This is a genomic window from Arthrobacter sp. B0316-1-20 (genome assembly GCF_059091865.1).
This window is the reverse complement of the sequence record NZ_JBNHHC010000009.1, coordinates 267,348-284,765: the sequence shown is the minus strand read 5'-3', so window position 1 is coordinate 284,765 and position 17,418 is coordinate 267,348. Positions and strand designations below refer to the sequence as shown.

The following is a 17,418-nucleotide window of genomic DNA, read 5'->3' as shown; positions in this document are numbered from 1 at the left end:
CCGCCAGCCACACCTTCGCGCCGGAGTTCAGCGCGTTGATGGTCATCTTCTTCTCCACCGGCCCGGTGATCTCCACCCGGCGGTCCTCCAGCCCGGGGGCCGCGGGAGCGACCTTCCACGAGGAATCCTCGCGGATGTGCCGGGTGCCGGGCAGGAACTTCGGGTCGTGCCCGCGGGCGATCGACCGGCGGCGGTTCTCCCGCTGGACCAGCAGCTCGCGCCGCCGTGCCGCGGTGGCCTGGTGCAGCTTGGCCACGAACTCCAGCGCCTGCGGCGTCAGCACTTCCTCCTGCCGGCGCACCGGCGGGGCCGTCAACGTAATCCCGTTCAAGGTAATCGGATCATTCATCGCTCATTCACTCCTCAAAAAATGCATCGAGTGCGCGGATCTGGCCCGGTTCCGAGCCCGGAAGGGGCCAGATCCGCACAGTCGATGCGGCAAAAGATTTAGTGGAACTGGCCCTCTTCGGTGGAGCCGACCAGTGCCAGGGTGCTGCCGTTGGGGTTGAGGGCAGTGGAGATGGTGTCGAAGTAGCCGGTGCCCACTTCGCGCTGGTGCTTGGTTGCGGTGTAGCCGCGGTCTTCGGCGCCGAATTCGCGCTCCTGCAGGTCCACGTAGGCGCTCATGCCGTTGCGGGCGTAGCCGTGGGCCAGGTCGAACATCGAGTAGTTCAGGGCGTGGAAGCCGGCCAGGGTGATGAACTGGAAGGTGAAGCCCATCGCCCCGAGCTCGCGCTGGAACTTGGCGATGGTCGCGTCGTCCAGGTGCTTCTTCCAGTTGAAGGACGGCGAGCAGTTGTAGGAGAGCATCTGGTCCGGGAACTCGGCCTTGACCGCCTCGGCGAACTTGCGGGCCAGCTCCAGGTCCGGGGTGCCGGTCTCCATCCAGATCAGGTCGGAGTACGGGGCGTAGGCCTTGGCCCGGGCGATGCACGGCTCGATCCCGTTGCGGACCTTGTAGAAGCCCTCGGGGGTGCGCTCGCCGGTGATGAACTCGGCGTCGCGCTCGTCCACGTCGGAGGTCAGCAGCGTGGCGGCCTCCGCGTCGGTCCGGGCGATGATCACGGAAGGCGTGCCGGCGACGTCGGCGGCCAGGCGGGCCGCGTTCAGGGTGCGGATGTGCTGGCCGGTGGGGATCAGCACCTTGCCGCCCAGGTGGCCGCACTTCTTCTCGCTGGCCAACTGGTCCTCCCAGTGCACGCCGGAGGCGCCGGAGGCGATCATGGACTTCATCAGCTCGTAGGCGTTCAGCGGCCCGCCGAAGCCGGCCTCGGCGTCGGCCACGATCGGCACCAGCCAGTCCTCAACGGTCTGGATGCCCTCGGAGAACTCGATCTGGTCGGCCCGCATCAGCGCGTTGTTGATTCGGCGGACCACCTGCGGCACCGAGTTCGCCGGGTACAGCGACTGGTCCGGGTAGGTGTGGCCGGAGAGGTTGGCGTCGGCGGCCACCTGCCAGCCGGAGAGGTAGATGGCGCGCAGCCCGGCCTTGACCTGCTGCACCGCCTGGTTGCCGGTCAGCGCGCCGAGCGCGTTGGTGTAGCGGCCGTCGGCGGTTTCCTCGGTCAGCTGCTTCCACAGCTTCTGCGCGCCGCGCTTGGCCAGCGTGTGCTCTTCCTGGACCCGGCCGCGGAGGCGGACGACATCCGCTGCGGTGTAGTCGCGAGTGATGCCCTCCCAGCGGGAATCGGCGGCCCACTCGAGCTCCAGTGCCTTGGCCGCTTCCTCAGCGTTCATCGGGGCCGGCTCAAATGATGCAGTCATTGCTGTCTCCTGTTCGGTGTCGGGTCCGGCAGGTTCCGATCTTCGGTGATCGGTCCGGGCCAAATCCTTCGTGAAACCGACTATTCCGCACTCTGCAACAAGTAATCCATGGAAAATGCTGGAAAGATTTGCACTTCTTCTCGTATTCTCAAGAAATGACAACCACCAGCTGGAATCGTCCCGCCAAGCACGACGGCGGTGCCTCCGCCGAGCCCGAAATCGACGTCATCAGCCTGGGCCGGCGGGTGCGGCACCTGCGCAAGGCCCAGGGCATGACCCTGGACGATCTCGGTGCCGCGGTGGGCGCCGCGCCCTCGCAGCTGTCGCTGATCGAAAACGGCAAGCGCGAGCCCAAGCTCGGCATGCTCCAGGCGCTCGGCAAAGCGCTGGGCGTGGGGATCGACCAGCTGCTCGGGGCCGAGCCGCCCAGCCGCCGTGCCGCGCTGGAGATTGAGCTGGAGCGCTACCAGCGCGGGCCGCTGTATGAGTCGCTCGGGCTGCCCAAGGTCCGCGTCAGTTCGCGGCTGCCCATGGATGTGCTGGAGTCCTTGGTCGGTTTGCAGCACGAGCTGGAGCGACGGCTGGACGAGCAGGCGGCCACCCCGGAGGAGGCCCGCCGGGCGAACACCGAGCTTCGGGCGGAAATGCGCGCCCGGAACAACCACTACGAGGACCTCGAGGCCCAGGCCCAGGAGCTGCTCAAGGCGGTCGGGTTCAAGGGCGGGCCGCTGTCCCACCACGTGGCCGCGGACATCGCCGAACACCTCGGTTTCAGCCTGCAGTACGTCAGCGACCTGCCGCATTCCACCCGGTCCGTGACGGATTTGAAGAACAACAGAATTTACCTGACCCAGGGCCACCGGTCGGAACACGACCCCCGGTCGGTGCTGCTGCAGGCGGTTGGCCACTACGTGTTGGGCCACCAGGCGCCCACCGACTACGCGGACTTCCTGCGCCAGCGCGTCTACACCAACTACTTCGCGGCCGCCCTGCTGATGCCCGAGCACGCCACGGTGGACTTCCTGCAGAAGGCCAAGGCCTCCAAAGAGTTGGCCATCGAGGACCTGCGCGATGCCTTCAGCGTCTCCTACGAGACCGCCGCGCACCGGTTCACCAACCTGGCTACCCACCACTTGGGCATTACCTGCCACTTCCAGAAGGTCCACGTCTCAGGAATCATTCACAAGGCCTATGAGAACGACGGCGTGAACTTCCCGGCCGACCACACCGGCGCCATCGAGGGCCAGCCGGTCTGCCGCAATTGGACCTCCCGGGCCGTCTTCGACGTGCCGGACAAGTTCCGCGCCTTCAACCAGTACACGGATACCAAAGCCGGCACCTTCTGGTGCACCGCCATCACCGAGCGGCACTCATCGGGGGAGTACTCGCTAAGCATCGGAATTCCATACAAGGAAGTGAAGTGGTTCCGCGGCCGCGACACCACCGAACGCTCCATCTCGAACTGCCCCGACGAATCCTGCTGCCGCCGCCCACCCGCCGACCTCGCCGCCCAATGGGCCGGCAACGCCTGGCCCAGCGCGCGCGCCAACTCCCACCTTCTCGCCGCCCTGCCGCCCGGGGCCTTCCCCGGCGTGGATGAAACTGAGGTGTACCAGTTTCTGGCAGCGCACGCCAAGGTATGAACGGCTTTCGGAAAGAGTCTGAAGGCGATGCCGATCTGCGTAATACGAAGGTCTTTGCAGTCGCTGAATGATCGGTTGCAGCGGCTGTAAACGGCTTAGTTTACTGGTTCAGCCAACCCGACAGGATGTCTGTCGCGCGTGGCTCGAATGACGAGACGTCAAAGCGTGACGGCGGGCGGAGCCCCAGAATCTTTACAAGGAAAGCAACAGACTCGCCGACTTCCGCTCGCATGGCTTCTAGGCAGGCGGCAAGGACACGCGGATCGTCACCCTCGCGGTAATCTCGCATGAACGTCCGGCATGCCGTCGCGATGTTCTTGGCTTCCTCCATCACTTCGAGGCTATCCACGAGCGATACGGTACTCGTTGCGAGTTTTCTGACCTCTGCAATAGAAGTGATGACTGCGCCGCCATCTTCCTGGTGCGTGCTAGCAACGAACGCGTCTTTGTCATCAATCACATCAACGAGCACCTGACAATGCTGGGCGTCCGTGGCGACCAGCGCCGTCGCTACGCTCATCCCGGTAAGGCTTCCGCCGGTAATGATCCTTTTGTATCGTGTCGGCCGACGGTTCATCTTGCCCCTTTAGTAGCCCCGCGTGTGCGTATTGCATTGATGATATGTGATCTTCAGCATCCGCCCGAGCAGGCAGGAACATTGGGCATCGTCGGGTCTCTTTGTAAGTTTGATTCCTGCCCGACGGTCGGGGATCGTCGGTTGCTAACAATTCAAAAGGGCCTCCTCCTTTAGCCCAACGTCACGTCGGTCAACGGCATCCGACGCCGCGGAGAGTAAAACAGCACAACCGAGCTCATCTGCGAAGGGGCCAGAGGTTTAGCATCTTCAAACGTTGCCCCGTTCACATCATCCCCCGCTCCTGCGGGGCCAGATCGTAGAAAGAATTACCTGAAATTTACAGCCAGATTCACTTGATGATGACGATGTTCTGCGGCTTCTCCATATGGTTCGTAGAAATTGCTCGCGTATGAGTTGATGGTGGGTTTTGAGGGCGACCCTGCGCTTCTGTGCGTTCTTTTAGCCCGCGGCCGTCCTCTTGGGTGGCCCACCGGAGCTGAACCGAACCCCATGATTCGCCAAAACCAGTCCCGCTTCTTCGAAGGTGATGGAATACGCCTAGGGCGGCCGCGCTGCTGTTAGACAGGTGTTAGTCCAGCCGCACGCGGTCGTTCAGCCGAGGCGACACGGCCGCCAGTCTCCTTCGTGAGCCGCTGACCTAGCAAAGTGCTTCAAGGTTCTGCGGCTGGGTGCCGCGGCAGCCAATCAGCCATGCCCCGCCGCCAGACAGCGCGAGACGTGTCGCCGTCAATGGGGAACAGCGAAGCGGATAAGGTATGGTCGTGAACTTCCAAGCATCTGAGATCGCTGCCATTGACCTCTTCTGCGGGGCAGGAGGCCTGTCGCTCGGTCTTAAACAGGCCGGAGTCCAAGTGGTGGCAGGCATTGACCTTGACCCCGCCTGTGAATTCCCATATGAGAAGAATCTTGGAGCGAAGTTCTTACTCCGAGATGTGGGTGACGTTCGAGGCTCCGAGCTTGAGGCCCTTTGGCCTAGGGGGAAACGGCGATTGCTGGCCGGCTGTGCCCCCTGTCAGCCGTTCTCCAGCCACCGACGCGGTGCCGATACGAGTGCGGAAGACAGTTGGGATCTGCTTTCTCATTTTTCACGCCTCGTAGAAGAAACCCTGCCGGAATTCGTGACAATGGAAAACGTCACCCGACTGGGAAGGATGCGAGTTTTCCAAGAATTCGTAGCTAAACTCGAAGAACTTAATTATCAGGTTGACCACGGAACACTGTACGGACCGGAGTTCGGTCTTCCCCAGGAACGTCGCCGCCTTGTCCTGATGGCATCACGTTTAGGTGAGATCGCCCTACCTAAAGGAAACAAGGACAAGGCGCAGTTCAAGACCGTTAAGCAGACCATAGGAAAACTCCCCAGTCTCCGCAATGGTGAAACTGACGCGAAAGACCCACTTCACACTGCCCGCCGGCTTACTCCTTTGAATCTTCGCCGCATTCAGGCATCACTGCCCGGGGGGACTTGGCAAGACTGGCCAGAGGAGCTGCTTGCGCCCTGCCATCGCAAGGCAAGTGGCGCGAGTTTCAAGTCGTTTTATGGCCGTATGAGGTGGGATCTACCTTCACCCACGATAACTACTCAGTCGTACAATTTCGGAACTGGACGCTTCGGGCACCCCGAGCAGGATCGCACCATCACACTTCGAGAGGCAGCAATGCTCCAAGGGTTCCCCCGTGGATATCAGTTTGTGAAGCGCGACGATAGGCCAACTATGCTGACCGTAGGACGACTTATCGGAAACGCCGTTCCGCCTGCTTTTGGCCGAGCTGTTGGCGAAAAGTTCATGCATGTCATTCAGGATCCAGAGAATGCTGCACCCAGGTATGGCATCGTCTCCCAGACGCCGTGATGTCGTATTGGTCAGAACAACTTACTAGGAGCCACGTGAGCGACAGCGCTGTCGAGAAACTACCTCAGGTCGAGGCGGGCACCGAGCCCACCTACGAGATGAAAATCAGTATGTCGGTGCTCGAAGCGCTGGGCATTAACCTCTACAGCAATGCCGCAGCTGTCGTTTCAGAGCTGGTTGCCAACGCATGGGACGCAGACGCGAATCATGTTGAGATTACCTGGAACGCCGGCGGAGACGGCGCTTATGTTGAGATCACTGATGACGGCTGCGGCATGACAATCAACGATCTGAGGAGCAAGTTTTTAACCGTCGGCTATTCCAAGCGAATAGCCGAGGGAGGGACCAGCAATAAGTACAAACGGCCGTTCATGGGCCGTAAAGGTATCGGAAAGTTGTCGGTCTTCTCGATAGCAGACACGGTTGAGGTTCACTCGGTTAAGGATGGCGATCGGAATGCCTTTCGCATCGAAGTTGATCATTTGAAGAAGCGCATCGATAACGATGAGGCATACAACCCTGAACCAATTGACGTTGACCCCTCGCTTGGTGAGCATGGAACCTTAATTCGTCTAACCAACCTCCGACGCCGCCGGATAGATGTAGCTCTCAATGCGCTGCGTAAGCGAGTAGCCCGCAGATTCGATGTCCTGACGCTCGTGGCGCCCAAGACTGATGACAATTCAACAGCCTTGGACGCCATTCACGCATACATCAAGGAACTAGGCGAACGTACGTGCAAAGAACCCGCTGACAGCGAAGCGACGGAAGCAGCGGAATCATTGGCCAGCCTGTTCTTTGTGACGTTGAATGGTGATCCGATCACGTTTGCCGATCGAATCGAGTTGAAGAAGATTGAGTACCTATGGGAGTTCGGCGAAGAGTCCATCCCGGCTGAAAGTCTTTCTCCAGACGTAGTGCGAACCGTCGTGCCGGGCGATGTGCCAGGCGACAACTCCTGGAAGGTGACAGGGTGGTTTGGGACGGCGGCACGACCGGATCAGCTTGTTGAGGACGATGAGGCGGGATCGCTGAAAAACATCATGGTCCTTTCGCGCGGCCGGCCCATTCAGGAAGGCATTCTAGAACGTCTTGATTTCAGTCGTCTTTTCGTCAGCTATACGACTGGACAGATCCGCGCGGACTTTCTCGATGCGGATGATCAAGACGACATCGCAACTAGCGACCGTCAACGTCTCATGGAGGACGACCCTCGAGTAGAGGCCCTGCGTGAATTCTTGCGGGCTGCTTTACTGAAGGCATCAGACCAATGGTCAGAGTGGCGACCCAAGAAGAAGGCTAAAGAGGTTCTAGCAAGCAACGAGCCAATCAAGCAGTGGATCGACTCATTGCCGAAGTACCAGCAAGACCCTGCAACGAAGCTCATGGGGACGATCGAATCGCTTTCGATTCCGGAGAGCTCCGATGCTGCTAAGGACAGACGTAGGCTGTTTCAATCAGGCATCATCGCTTTCGAACGGATCGGCCTCAGGGAAGATGTCGAGCGGTTGAATCGACTATCAACAATGCAAACAGACGACATTCTCGACGTTCTCGCTACGCTCGATAGCTACGAATCCGCGATGTATTTGGACCTTATACGTGCCCGTATCGAGACTATTCAGAGCTTTGAGGACGACATCGCCGAGAATGTGCTGGAGAAGGTGCTGCAAGAGAAGCTGCATTCGAACCTATGGTTACTGGACCCAGCGTGGGATCGCATCTCGCAGGACGTTTCAATGGAGGAACGCGTCTTTGAACTGGCTGACGGCTTCGGCGCAGATCGTCCCGAAGAAGATGCACTTAAACGCATCGATCTCCGATACTGCAACGTCCAGAACCGACACGTGATCATCGAACTGAAACGTCCGGGCGTGAAACCCGACATCGACGTCCTATATGATCAGGGCCTGACGTATATCCGGGCACTCACGCAGATTCTAGAAGAGACAGGTCGCGGTGATGAACCGTACGAAGTGATCTTCGTCGTCGGTAAGAAGCCAGGCGCCAAGAAGTCTCCGCCTTCAAAAAATCCGAATGACTACAGCCGAGAACGCGTCGCGGAGCTGAATGGGCGAGTATTCAGATATCAGGAGCTAATCCATCGCGCCCGTGCCCAGTATGCAGAGTACATCGACAAGAACAAGAATTTGACTAGGGTCGCGGAAGTTCTAGATGCGCTTGCCGACTGAAGCACAGACCGCTTAATCGGTCAGTGTCGCAGTGGGTGAGTCCGACTCGAGGGGGGCCTAGCCGGGCCATACAGTGTCATAACTGTAGGCTCCAGTCAAAGTGACGTGACTGCGGGGATGCGGTGGAAAAGTGTCGCGGTCGGGCCTCCTGAGGAGGCATGCGCTCCGCGATAGACGCGGCGGTTAACCCCGGACTACTCGCAGACTCGATATTCATGAGATCCGCCGTGCGTAGTCTTCCTTAATCACTTCGAGGTGGAGCCAGGAGTCGGTGCGGCTGACGCCGGGGAGGCTGCGGATTTCTTCGAGCTGGGTCAGGAGGTCCCGGGGGGATTGGGCGGCGAGGGTGGCGATGGCGTCGAAGCGACCGACGGTCTGGGCAACGAACTCCACGTGCGACGAGCTGCGCAGGAGTTCGAGGACGGCGTCGTTGTCGCCGGAGAGGTTCAGGCCCACACCCATGGACAGCTGCCGGCCGCCGGCGCCGCGGGATTCCACCGCACTGATCCGGATGATCCGGGCGTCCAGCAGCCGCTGCACCCGGGCCCGGACGGCGGTGGGTGTGAGCCCCACGGCGGCGGCCAGATCCCGGTAGCTGGTCCGGCCGTCCTGCTGCAGGATCTCGATGAGCTGGGTGTCCACCTGGTCGATGGTCACCTCGCCGGCGTACTGCGAGATGAAGAGGCCCTTGACCACGCGGGTGTACACCAGGGTGTCGATGTAGGCGACGTTGGGGTGTTCGCGGAGCTGGGTGAGCACGGCGTGCAGTTCGTCGTGGGTGGCGACGCGGATCTCGGCGATGAGGTCATGCGTGCCGCCGACCGCGGAGACCAGCACGGCCTCCGACCACTCCGCCAGCCGCTGGGCAATATGCCGCACCGGCCCGGATGCCACCACCGAGACGTGGGCGATCACGTGCTGGCCGAGGAACGCCGGATCCACCGCTGCCACCACCCGGACCGTGTGGCTGTCCAGCAGCTCCCGCAGCCGGGCCGAAACGGTCGCCCGCGGCAGGCCGAGCTCGCGCGCCAGTTCCTGATAACTGGCCCGGCCCTCCTTCTGAAGGGCACGGACGAGTTTTGTGTCGATCATTTCGATGTGGTCCGCCAAAGTTTCCTTAACCTCCCAAGTGAGCACCGCCGTCGTCAATTATCCAGTGATTCAGCCCACAAGCAAGCGCTTCCGCAGAATTGTGTGCGACAACCAGAGCAGAAGTGAATTCAGGGGTCCGTAACGCAAGATTTCTGCTCTTGTTGGATTGTGATTTAGGCCCTACAGTCGCAGAGATCACAACGGCACTCATGCCCACACCTTAAGGTGGAAGACCATGTCTCATACATCAGCAGCCCGGCCGCAGTTCAGCCACGCCCGGGCCCGCCGCGCCGGATTCGCGGCGTTCGTCGGCACCGCCATTGAGTGGTACGACTTCTACATCTACGCCACGGCCGCGGCCCTGGTGTTCGGCCCGCTCTTCTTCCCGGAAGCGGACCGGATGACCGGCATCGCCGCCGCGTTCGCCACCTACGCGGTCGGGTTCTTCATGCGCCCGCTGGGCGGCATCATCTTCGGGCACATCGGCGACAAGTTCGGCCGTCGCCCCTCGCTGGTGATCACGCTGCTGATCATGGGCCTGTCCACCGTGTTTGTGGGCCTGCTGCCCACCCACGAGAACATCGGCTCCTGGGCCGCCGTCCTGCTGGTGGTGCTGCGCGCACTGCAGGGCCTGGCCGTGGGCGGCGAGTGGGGCGGCGCCGTGTTGATGGCGGTGGAGCACGCGCCGGAGAAGCACAAGACCTTCTATGGCGGCTTCGCGCAGCTGGGCAACCCGGCCGGCGCGCTGGGCGCGACCCTGATTTTCGCCTACCTGTCCGGGATCAGCGACACGTTCCTGGTGGACGGCGGCTGGCGCATCCCGTTCCTGCTCTCCGTGGTGCTGATCGGCGTGGGCTTCTGGGTCCGCTACCGGGTGGAGGAATCCCCGGTCTTCGAGGAGAAGGTCGAGGGCAAGGTCCAGAGCCTGCCGCTGAAGCACGCGCTGGTCACCAACTGGAAGCCGATCCTCATCGGCATCGGCCTGCTGCCCATCTCCACGGGCGGCTACTACCTGGCCACCACGTTCGCCACCGCGTACGGCACCGACCCGTCGGTGGGCCTGAACGAAACCATGATCCTCAACGCGCTGTCCGTGGCCGCCCTGGTCGAGCTCATCTGCACCCTGGGCGTCGCCTGGCTGGGTGACCGGTGGGGCCGCAAGCGGGTCATGTTCGTGGGCCTGGTGGGCTCGATCGTGTTGATCGTCCCGCAGTTCCTGCTGATGTCCACCGGTCCGGAATGGCTGATCTTCCTGGCGTTCGCCGCGATGCGCCTGGTCATGACCGCCACCTACGCGCCGACCGCGACCATCCTGTCCCAGCTGTTCCGGGCACAGGCCCGCTACACCAGCATCTCGCTGGCCTACGGCATGGCCAACGCCATCTGGGCGGCCCTCTCCCCGCTGACCGCGACCTACCTGTACAGCAGCAGCGGCAGCATCTGGCCCGTCCTGATCATGTTCGGCGCCATGGGCGTGCTGAGCATCATCTGCCTGGCGATCGCTCCCCAGCACCGCGACGAAGACGAATACGACGACGCCGACTTAGCCGAAGGCGCCGAAGCCACGAACAACAGCAACACCAACCTGGAGGCCTTCCGGTGAGGAAACTCAAGACATTCGACGCCCCCGCGACCAGCTTCATCCCACAGCTGATCACGGCCGCCACCATCCACACCATGGATGAGGAGCGCCCGACGGCGGAGGCCATGCTCGTGCACGACGGCCGCCTGCTCGCCGTGGGCACCGAGGCGCAGTGCCGCGCGGCGGCCGTCAACCTCGGCCTGCCCGACCCGAAGGAACACAACGCCGGCGGGGCCACCATCGTGCCGGGCTTCATCGACGCGCACGCGCACCCGCTGATGTACGGGCAGCTGAAAACCTGGGTGGACTGCGGGCCGGAACGCGCCGGCAGCATCCCCGAGATCGTCGCGCTGCTGAAGGAACGGGCGGCCGAGACCCCCAACGGCCTGCCCGTGCGCGGCTTCGGCTACGAGCACACCAACCTGGCGGAGGGCCGCCACCCCACCCGGCAGGAGCTCGACGAGGTCGCCACCGACCGCGAGGTGTACCTGATGAACGCCTCCGGCCACGGCGGCGTGGTGAACTCCTACACGTTCGAACTGCACGGCGTCACCAAGGACACCCCCAACCCGGCCGGCGGCGAATTCTTCCGCGACGCCTCGGGTGAGCTGACCGGCGAGCTCTCCGACGCGGCCTGCAACATCCTCACCGGGCTCGAGGGCGTGAAGATCGGCCACCACGGCCCGAACTTCCACCTGGCCGACGCACCCGAGGAGCACCTGCGCCAGCTGCAGATCGCCCAGGAGAACTTCCTGGCCGGCGGCGTCACCACCATCGGCGACGCCCAGGTGTCCCGGCGCGAGTTCGACATGTACCTGCGGATGGCCGAGGAAAACCAGCTCAAGGTCCGGGTCAGCATGTACCTGCTCTCGCACCTGCTGGACGAGGCCGCCGAGATGGGCCTGCACGGCCAGTTCGGCAACGCGCGGCTCAGCTTCGCCGGTTTCAAGTTCTACGCCGACGGCACCCTGGGCGGCTGGACCGCGTACTTCCCGGACGGCTACGTGGGCGACCCCTGCCGCACCGGCCAGCTCTACCACGACCCGGCCGACTACGCCGCGCTGATTTCCAAGGCGCACCGGCTGGGCCTGCAGACCGCCACGCACGCGCAGTCCCCGACGGCGCTGGAGATGGTCATCTCCGCCATCGAGGCCGCGCAGGCCGAACGCCCCGACACGGATGCCCGGCACCGGATCGAACACTGCGGGCTGCCCACGCTGGAACAGATCGACCGGATGGCTGCCGCGGGCATCCACCCGGTGAACCAGCCGCAGCACTACTACAACTGGGGCGAGGGCGTGAAGGAAGCTGTCGGCACCCCGGGCGAGCGGTTCAACCCGCTGGGCGAATTTGCGGCGGCCGGCGTACCGGTGACCATCAGCTCCGACGCCCCGGTGGCCGAGCCCAAGCCGCTGGAAGCCATCCAAGCCGCCACCAACCGCATCACCCGCTCCGGCGTCCGGCTCGGTTCGGACTCGCTGCTCATCACGGCGCACCAGGCGCTGGCGGCACACACGATCAACGCCGCCCACACGCTGGGCCGCGAGGACGACCTCGGCTCGCTGACCGCGGGCAAGCGGGCCGACTTCGTGGTCCTCGCCGGCGACCCGCTGGCCGTGGACGCCGCCGAGATTTCCGACATCCCGGTCCTCGAAACCTGGGTGGACGGCATCCAGCGATTCACGGCCGACCGTCCTGCACGCCTCAACCCGGAGGTCCAGCATGTCTGAGCACACCCCGGCGGCCGCCCCCACGGTCACGCTGCCCGAGGGCGTCGTCGCCGATAACACCGGCCTGGCCATCATGACGGCCCTGCGGAACTACGGCATCGACACCATCTTTGGCATCCCCGGCACGCACAACCTGGAGTTCTACCGCCACCTGGCACCGCTGGGCATCCGCCCGGTGACCACGCGGCACGAACAGGGCGCCGGCTACGCCGCCGACGGCTGGGCACAGCAGACCGGCCTGCCCGGCGTCGTCATTACGACGTCGGGGCCCGGCCTGCTCAATGCGCTCTCCGCGGCGGGCACCGCCTATTGCGAGTCCCGGCCGCTGATCATCCTGTCCCCGGGCGTGCCCGAGGGCGAGGAGTTCGCGGACATCGGCTCGCTGCACGAGACGAAGGACGCCACGGCCGCCGTCGGCGCGATCGTCGAGTGGTCGCGCCGCGTCACCTCCGCCACCGAGGCAGTCCAGGGCATCCACGACGCCTTCGAACTCTTCCGTTACGGGCGCCCGCGGCCGGTGCACATCGAGGTACCGCTCAACGTGCTCGAGGGACCGAGCGACGCTCCGGCGGATCTGCTGCAGGCTGCGCCGCGGCGTGAGCCAGCCGGCGCGTCCGAGCAGGCCATCCGGCGCGCCGCCCAGCTGCTGGCCGAGTCGCGCCGGCCGGTGCTGTTGGCCGGCGGCGGTTCGCTGCGGGCCGGCGAGCATCTGCTGCGGCTGGCCGAAGCGCTGGATGCCCCCGTGGTGACCACGCTCAACGGCAAGGGTGCTATCCCCGAATCGCATCCGCTCTCGCTGGGCTCGGACATCCGGCTTCCCGCCGCGCAGCAGCTCTGCGAGGAGGCCGACGTCCTGCTGGTCATCGGTTCCAAGGTCGGCGAGGCCGAACTGTGGTTCAACCAGCTGCAGCCGAGCGGCACGGTGATCCGGGTGGACATCCTGCCCGGCCAGATGGCCAAGAACATCGCGGCCGACGTTCCGCTTGTCGGTGACAGCGCCGCCGTCGTGCCCCAACTGCTCGCCGCACTGCAGGAGAACAACGACGGCGGTGTCCCGCCGCGGGCGGAAAGCGGCGCCGACCGCGCGGCCCGGCTGCGTCCGGAGATGCGCGACGCCGCCCGGGCGCTGTCCCCGGAGTTCGCCGCGCTGGCCGAACAGGTGGCGGCCGCCGTGCCGGCGTCGACCATCATCGGCGGCGACTCCTCCCAGGCCACGTACCTGGGCACGGCGAGCTTCGTGCCGCAGGACCAGCCGCACTCGCTGCTCTACACCCCGGCCTACGCCACGCTCGGGTACGGGCTGCCGGCGTCGATCGGCGCCCGCATCGGCGCGCCGGACCGTCCGGTGGTCTGTGTGGTGGGCGACGGCGCGCTGATGTTCGCGGTGCAGGAACTCGTCACCGCCGTCGAACAGCGGCTGGACCTGGTGGTGGTGTGCGCCGACAACGGCGGCTACGGCGAGATCCGCCAGAACGAGCTGGACCGCGGCATCGAGCCCGTGGGCGTGGAGCTCGTGCAGCCCGACTGGGCCGCCCTGGCCACCGCCTTCGGCGGCACCGGCCGGCGGATCCACGACGCCGCCGAGCTGGCCCCGGCCATCCGCCAGGCCCTGGCCGACGGCGGGGTCCAGCTGATCCACGTGCCCGCGCAGCTGTTCGCGCAGGACGGGCAGGCATGACGTCTAGCGCCCGGGTCGTGATTACCGACGCCGAGGATCTCGACTACTCCGTTGCCCTGGAGCTGCTGGCCGAGGCCGGCATCGAGGCGCACTACCTTAACACCCGTGACCGCGGCGCCATTCTCGACGCCGCGGCCGGGTGCGAGGGAATCATCCTCGGCTACGCCACCCTGGACGCCGAGATGATCGCCGCCATGCCGAATTTGAAGGCCGTGGCCACCATGTCCGCGGGCTTCGACATGGTCGACGTGGAGGCGGCGGCCGCCCGGAACATCACGGTGTGCAACGTGCCCTCGGTGGCCACCCGCGACGTGGCCACGCACGCCTTCGCGGGCATACTCTCGCTCATCCGCGAGCTCCCGCGCTCCCAGGCGGCCACCCGGCGCGGGAACTGGACGGGGGAGGGGATCCCGGTGCCGCCGCGGATCAGCGAGCTGACCCTGGGGCTGGTCGGGTTCGGGCGCATCGCCCAGTACCTGGCGGGACTGGCTGCCCCGGTCTTCGGGTCCGTCATTGCCTACGACCCGTTCGTGCCCGACGAGGCGTGGCCGGCCGACGTGCGCCGGGGCGAGCTCGCGGAGGTCTTGGCGGCGTCGAACGTGGTCAGCCTGCATACTCCGCTGACCGAGGAGACCCGGAACCTGCTCGACGCCGAGAACCTCACCGTCCTGCCGGCGGGCAGCTACGTGGTGAACGTGTCGCGCGGCGCCCTCGTCGACGAACAGGCGCTCTGCGCCGCCCTGGACTCCGGCCACATCGCCGGGGCCATGCTGGATGTACTTTCGGAGGAACCGGCCCCGGCCGACCATCCGCTGGTGGTCCACCCGTCGGCAATCGTCACGCCCCACGCGGCGTACCGCAGCAACGTCTCGCTGCGCGAATACGTGGCGCTGCCGGCCCGGAACATCATCGCCTGCCTGCAGGACCGGCAGCCGGAGACCCCAGTCGCCGCGGCTGCCCCGTCCCCCGCCGCGGCGGCGCGTTAACCTCAGGCACGCTGAACACGCAACGGCGCCCGGTCTGCATCAGCAGGCCGGGCGCTGTTCGCATTTTTGGACGCGATCCGACCTTAGGCGGCTGGCTGCTCGGCAACGGGTGCTTCGACAACCGGCTCTTCAACGACGGGTGCTTCGACAACCGGCTCTTCAACGACGGGTGCTTCGACAACCGGCTGGGCGGCAACCAGCTGCGCCTCGTAGGCGGCAGCGATGGCCTGGTAGGCGGCGCGCGCCTCGCTGACGATCACTCGGTTCTCGGCGCGGAGTTTCTTTAGCGCAGCGGCCTGGGCGGCACGCAGGTTCTTGACCTCCAGTTGCGCAGCCTTCACAGCCTTGCCCTTGGCGAGCTTCGCCTTCTTGGACAGCGACTTCAGCTCGGCGGCAGCAGTGGCACTGGCCCGCTTCTCAGCGGTCCGGGCTCCGATTTGCGCGTCCTTGAAGGCAGCCTTTGCTGCAGCCACGTCGGCCTTGGTGAGGGGGGCTGACTCAGTGACAACCGGCGCGGTGGTGACGGGCTCAAGGTCAGCGGCGGATGCGGCGGTGGCGCTTCCACCAACAAGGAGGGCGGCGGCGAGGAAGCCAGCGGCGACCTTACGAATTGCAGTCATTCTTACTCCGTATTCGGATGAGATAGCTGGCCCAGCGCCAGCCACCTTTCGAAAGTAACGAGCGCACTCGGCGCAAAAGCCGGCCTTTCGGTTAATCTGCTGAAAGCCTGTTGCTGCTTTCCAAAAGCTGCGCTTTTGCTGGGACAAGCCGTGTCCGGAAGTGCCGTGCAAAACGAAGGCGGGCATCGCCGTCGTGATGATTTATGCGACTTTTCCGCCCCGGCTCTGTTGCCAGCGACGCTGGCACGCCTATTCCCGTGCCTTTGCACGATGTGTGACACCTGGTGGGGCAGACGCAGGGATAAAAGAGGTAGCTGACTCTAAAGGGCAGGGTGCCATGACTAGTATGTGGGGCATGCCGACAAGCTCAATCCCCTTGACCGACGCTGCCCGCGCCGACGCTCTCCACGCCCTGGATATTCTCGATACCCCTCGAGAGGAGCGCTTTGACCTGATTGTCCGTGCAGCACGGGCCGTCTTTGATGTGCCAATGGTGGCCCTGAACTTCATCGATCTGGACCGGCAGTGGACTAAAGCGGAAGCCGGTTTACCGGGCTTGGAAAACACGCCGCTCGATGAAGCGATCTGCTGGTATACCGTCCGGAAAGGCGACGTCCTGGTTGTGCCCGACGCGTCGGTGGATGAGCGCTTCAGCGACTATCCGTTCGTGACCTCGGATCCCAATATCCGCTTCTATGCAGGGCAGCCGCTGAGAGCCTCGGGCGGGGAACCGGTCGGTTCGCTGTGCATCTTGGACACGAAACCTCGGCACCTCAGCGACAAGGAAACACACCTGCTGGCCGAAATGGGGCGGTGGGTGGAGCAGGAGTTGGAGCTGCAGAGGGAGCTGGACCACGCGGCCGAGGTGCAGCGCGTACTCTTGCCGCACACCGTCCCGGATCTTCCGGGATACCAGCTCGCTGGCAAGTGCGTGCCGTCGCGGGCACTGAGCGGTGACTTCTTCTACTGGCACGCCTTGCCGGACGGTAAGCTCCAGCTGCACGTGGTGGATGTGATGGGCAAGGGCATCCCGGCTGCGCTGATTGCGGCATCGCTTCGTGCGACCTTGGCGGGAGCTGCTCGGTTCAGCGACCAAGGGCAGGCATTCCACCGGGCGGCGGTCGCATCGGAACAAATGCTTTCCGACGCCGGCTCTTTCGGCACCGTCTTTTCGGCACGCCTTGAACCGTCCAGCGGGCGGATTGATTATGTGGATGCCGGACACGGGCTGGCGTTCGTCTTCAGCGCCGGAGGTTACCGTAGGCTGCAGCGTTCCGGGCCTCCCCTGGGAGTGCTCCCCGATGAACAATGGGAGGTCCACAGCACTGTCTTGGAGCCTGGGGAGACCTTGGTGGTGGTGTCCGACGGGTTCTCGATTTCTTTGCAACCTTGGAAGAAACAATCGAGCAGGCCCTTGCCACTGGGCTGGTCGCCTTGCCGCCGGAGGAGCTCGTTGAACGGGCAGTTGCTTATGCCGGCACGAAGGGACATGAGGACGACATCACCGTCGTCGCGCTTCGGCGGATGTAGCGTGCTCCGGCGGGAATAAGACCGCTAGTTGGCCGGAAATCCCGGGCGGGAGTGGTGCAGTTTTGTGTGCCCCGCAGTGCATTTGATCCGCTTCGATCGGTTCGGCTAGTGTTGCGCCGCAGGTGCCGTAGATAGTTCCGCCACTGCTCT

Annotated in this window: 12 protein-coding genes and 1 pseudogene; 8 read left to right on the top strand and 5 right to left on the bottom strand. The window is 64.2% G+C overall.

Going from position 1 to position 17,418, the window contains the following annotated elements; translation table 11 throughout:
* Both AC5RW2_RS17305 and aceA read right to left on the bottom strand, forming a co-directional pair.
* Nucleotides 1-349: pseudogene (locus AC5RW2_RS17305) on the bottom strand (malate synthase A); the annotation flags it as partial.
* Nucleotides 350-447: 98 nt separating this feature from the next.
* On the bottom strand, nucleotides 448-1,764 hold the full coding sequence (gene aceA / locus AC5RW2_RS17300) for an isocitrate lyase (RefSeq protein WP_494074322.1): 1,317 nt from the start codon (nucleotides 1,762-1,764) through the stop codon (nucleotides 448-450).
* A gap of 128 nt (nucleotides 1,765-1,892) precedes the next feature.
* Here aceA and AC5RW2_RS17295 point away from each other — a divergent pair, with 128 nt between their 5' ends.
* Complete coding sequence (locus AC5RW2_RS17295; protein WP_494074321.1) at nucleotides 1,893-3,407, top strand: helix-turn-helix domain-containing protein; 1,515 nt, start codon at nucleotides 1,893-1,895, stop codon at nucleotides 3,405-3,407.
* A gap of 100 nt (nucleotides 3,408-3,507) precedes the next feature.
* Here AC5RW2_RS17295 and AC5RW2_RS17290 read toward each other — a convergent pair whose 3' ends face one another.
* The gene (locus AC5RW2_RS17290) at nucleotides 3,508-3,984 is read right to left on the bottom strand and encodes a DUF6650 family protein (protein WP_494074320.1); all 477 of its coding nucleotides are present in this window, start codon (nucleotides 3,982-3,984) and stop codon (nucleotides 3,508-3,510) included.
* Nucleotides 3,985-4,766: 782 nt separating this feature from the next.
* On the opposite strand from AC5RW2_RS17290, the gene AC5RW2_RS17285 reads away from it, so the two are divergent.
* Both AC5RW2_RS17285 and AC5RW2_RS17280 read left to right on the top strand, forming a co-directional pair.
* Complete coding sequence (locus AC5RW2_RS17285) at nucleotides 4,767-5,858, top strand: DNA cytosine methyltransferase (protein WP_494074319.1); 1,092 nt, start codon at nucleotides 4,767-4,769, stop codon at nucleotides 5,856-5,858.
* A 35-nt stretch (nucleotides 5,859-5,893) separates the two neighbouring features.
* Nucleotides 5,894-8,050 (top strand): ATP-binding protein, encoded by a 2,157-nt coding sequence (locus AC5RW2_RS17280; protein ID WP_494074318.1) that lies wholly within the window; start codon nucleotides 5,894-5,896, stop codon nucleotides 8,048-8,050.
* A 213-nt stretch (nucleotides 8,051-8,263) separates the two neighbouring features.
* Here AC5RW2_RS17280 and AC5RW2_RS17275 read toward each other — a convergent pair whose 3' ends face one another.
* Nucleotides 8,264-9,160: an Lrp/AsnC family transcriptional regulator gene (locus tag AC5RW2_RS17275; protein ID WP_494074317.1), complete on the bottom strand. Its 897-nt coding sequence runs from the start codon at nucleotides 9,158-9,160 to the stop codon at nucleotides 8,264-8,266.
* A 217-nt stretch (nucleotides 9,161-9,377) separates the two neighbouring features.
* On the opposite strand from AC5RW2_RS17275, the gene AC5RW2_RS17270 reads away from it, so the two are divergent.
* The 4 genes from AC5RW2_RS17270 to AC5RW2_RS17255 are packed head-to-tail and all read left to right on the top strand — an operon-like array spanning nucleotide 9,378 to nucleotide 15,118.
* Nucleotides 9,378-10,745 (top strand): MFS transporter, encoded by a 1,368-nt coding sequence (locus tag AC5RW2_RS17270; RefSeq protein WP_494074316.1) that lies wholly within the window; start codon nucleotides 9,378-9,380, stop codon nucleotides 10,743-10,745.
* Nucleotides 10,742-12,454 (top strand): amidohydrolase, encoded by a 1,713-nt coding sequence (locus tag AC5RW2_RS17265; RefSeq protein WP_494074315.1) that lies wholly within the window; start codon nucleotides 10,742-10,744, stop codon nucleotides 12,452-12,454. Before AC5RW2_RS17270 ends, AC5RW2_RS17265 begins: the two co-directional genes overlap by 4 nt.
* Nucleotides 12,447-14,132, top strand: coding sequence for a thiamine pyrophosphate-binding protein (locus AC5RW2_RS17260; RefSeq protein ID WP_494074314.1), 1,686 nt, complete (start codon nucleotides 12,447-12,449; stop codon nucleotides 14,130-14,132). Before AC5RW2_RS17265 ends, AC5RW2_RS17260 begins: the two co-directional genes overlap by 8 nt.
* Entirely contained in the window at nucleotides 14,129-15,118 is a 990-nt protein-coding gene (locus tag AC5RW2_RS17255) for a C-terminal binding protein (RefSeq protein ID WP_494074313.1), read from the top strand. The genes AC5RW2_RS17260 and AC5RW2_RS17255 overlap by 4 nt, the downstream gene beginning before the upstream one ends.
* Before the next feature lie 83 nt (nucleotides 15,119-15,201).
* Here the strand turns inward: AC5RW2_RS17255 and AC5RW2_RS17250 are convergent, their stop codons facing one another.
* Nucleotides 15,202-15,738 carry a hypothetical protein gene (locus tag AC5RW2_RS17250; RefSeq protein WP_494074312.1) on the bottom strand — a complete coding sequence of 179 codons (537 nt, stop codon included), beginning with the start codon at nucleotides 15,736-15,738 and terminating at the stop codon, nucleotides 15,202-15,204.
* Between the two features lie 376 nt (nucleotides 15,739-16,114).
* Here AC5RW2_RS17250 and AC5RW2_RS17245 point away from each other — a divergent pair, with 376 nt between their 5' ends.
* Entirely contained in the window at nucleotides 16,115-17,287 is a 1,173-nt protein-coding gene (locus tag AC5RW2_RS17245; RefSeq protein ID WP_494074311.1) for a PP2C family protein-serine/threonine phosphatase, read from the top strand.
* Nucleotides 17,288-17,418 lie beyond the last annotated feature (131 nt).

Excerpts from the sequence above, each read along its gene's own strand:
- aceA (WP_494074322.1), bottom strand. The coding sequence starts at position 1,764 with ATGACTGCATCATTTGAGCCGGCCCCGATGAACGCTGAGGAAGCGGCC.
- AC5RW2_RS17290 (WP_494074320.1), bottom strand. The coding sequence starts at position 3,984 with ATGAACCGTCGGCCGACACGATACAAAAGGATCATTACCGGCGGAAGC.
- AC5RW2_RS17270 (WP_494074316.1), top strand. The coding sequence starts at position 9,378 with ATGTCTCATACATCAGCAGCCCGGCCGCAGTTCAGCCACGCCCGGGCC.
- AC5RW2_RS17260 (WP_494074314.1), top strand. The coding sequence starts at position 12,447 with ATGTCTGAGCACACCCCGGCGGCCGCCCCCACGGTCACGCTGCCCGAG.
- AC5RW2_RS17255 (WP_494074313.1), top strand. The coding sequence starts at position 14,129 with ATGACGTCTAGCGCCCGGGTCGTGATTACCGACGCCGAGGATCTCGAC.
- AC5RW2_RS17250 (WP_494074312.1), bottom strand. The coding sequence starts at position 15,738 with ATGACTGCAATTCGTAAGGTCGCCGCTGGCTTCCTCGCCGCCGCCCTC.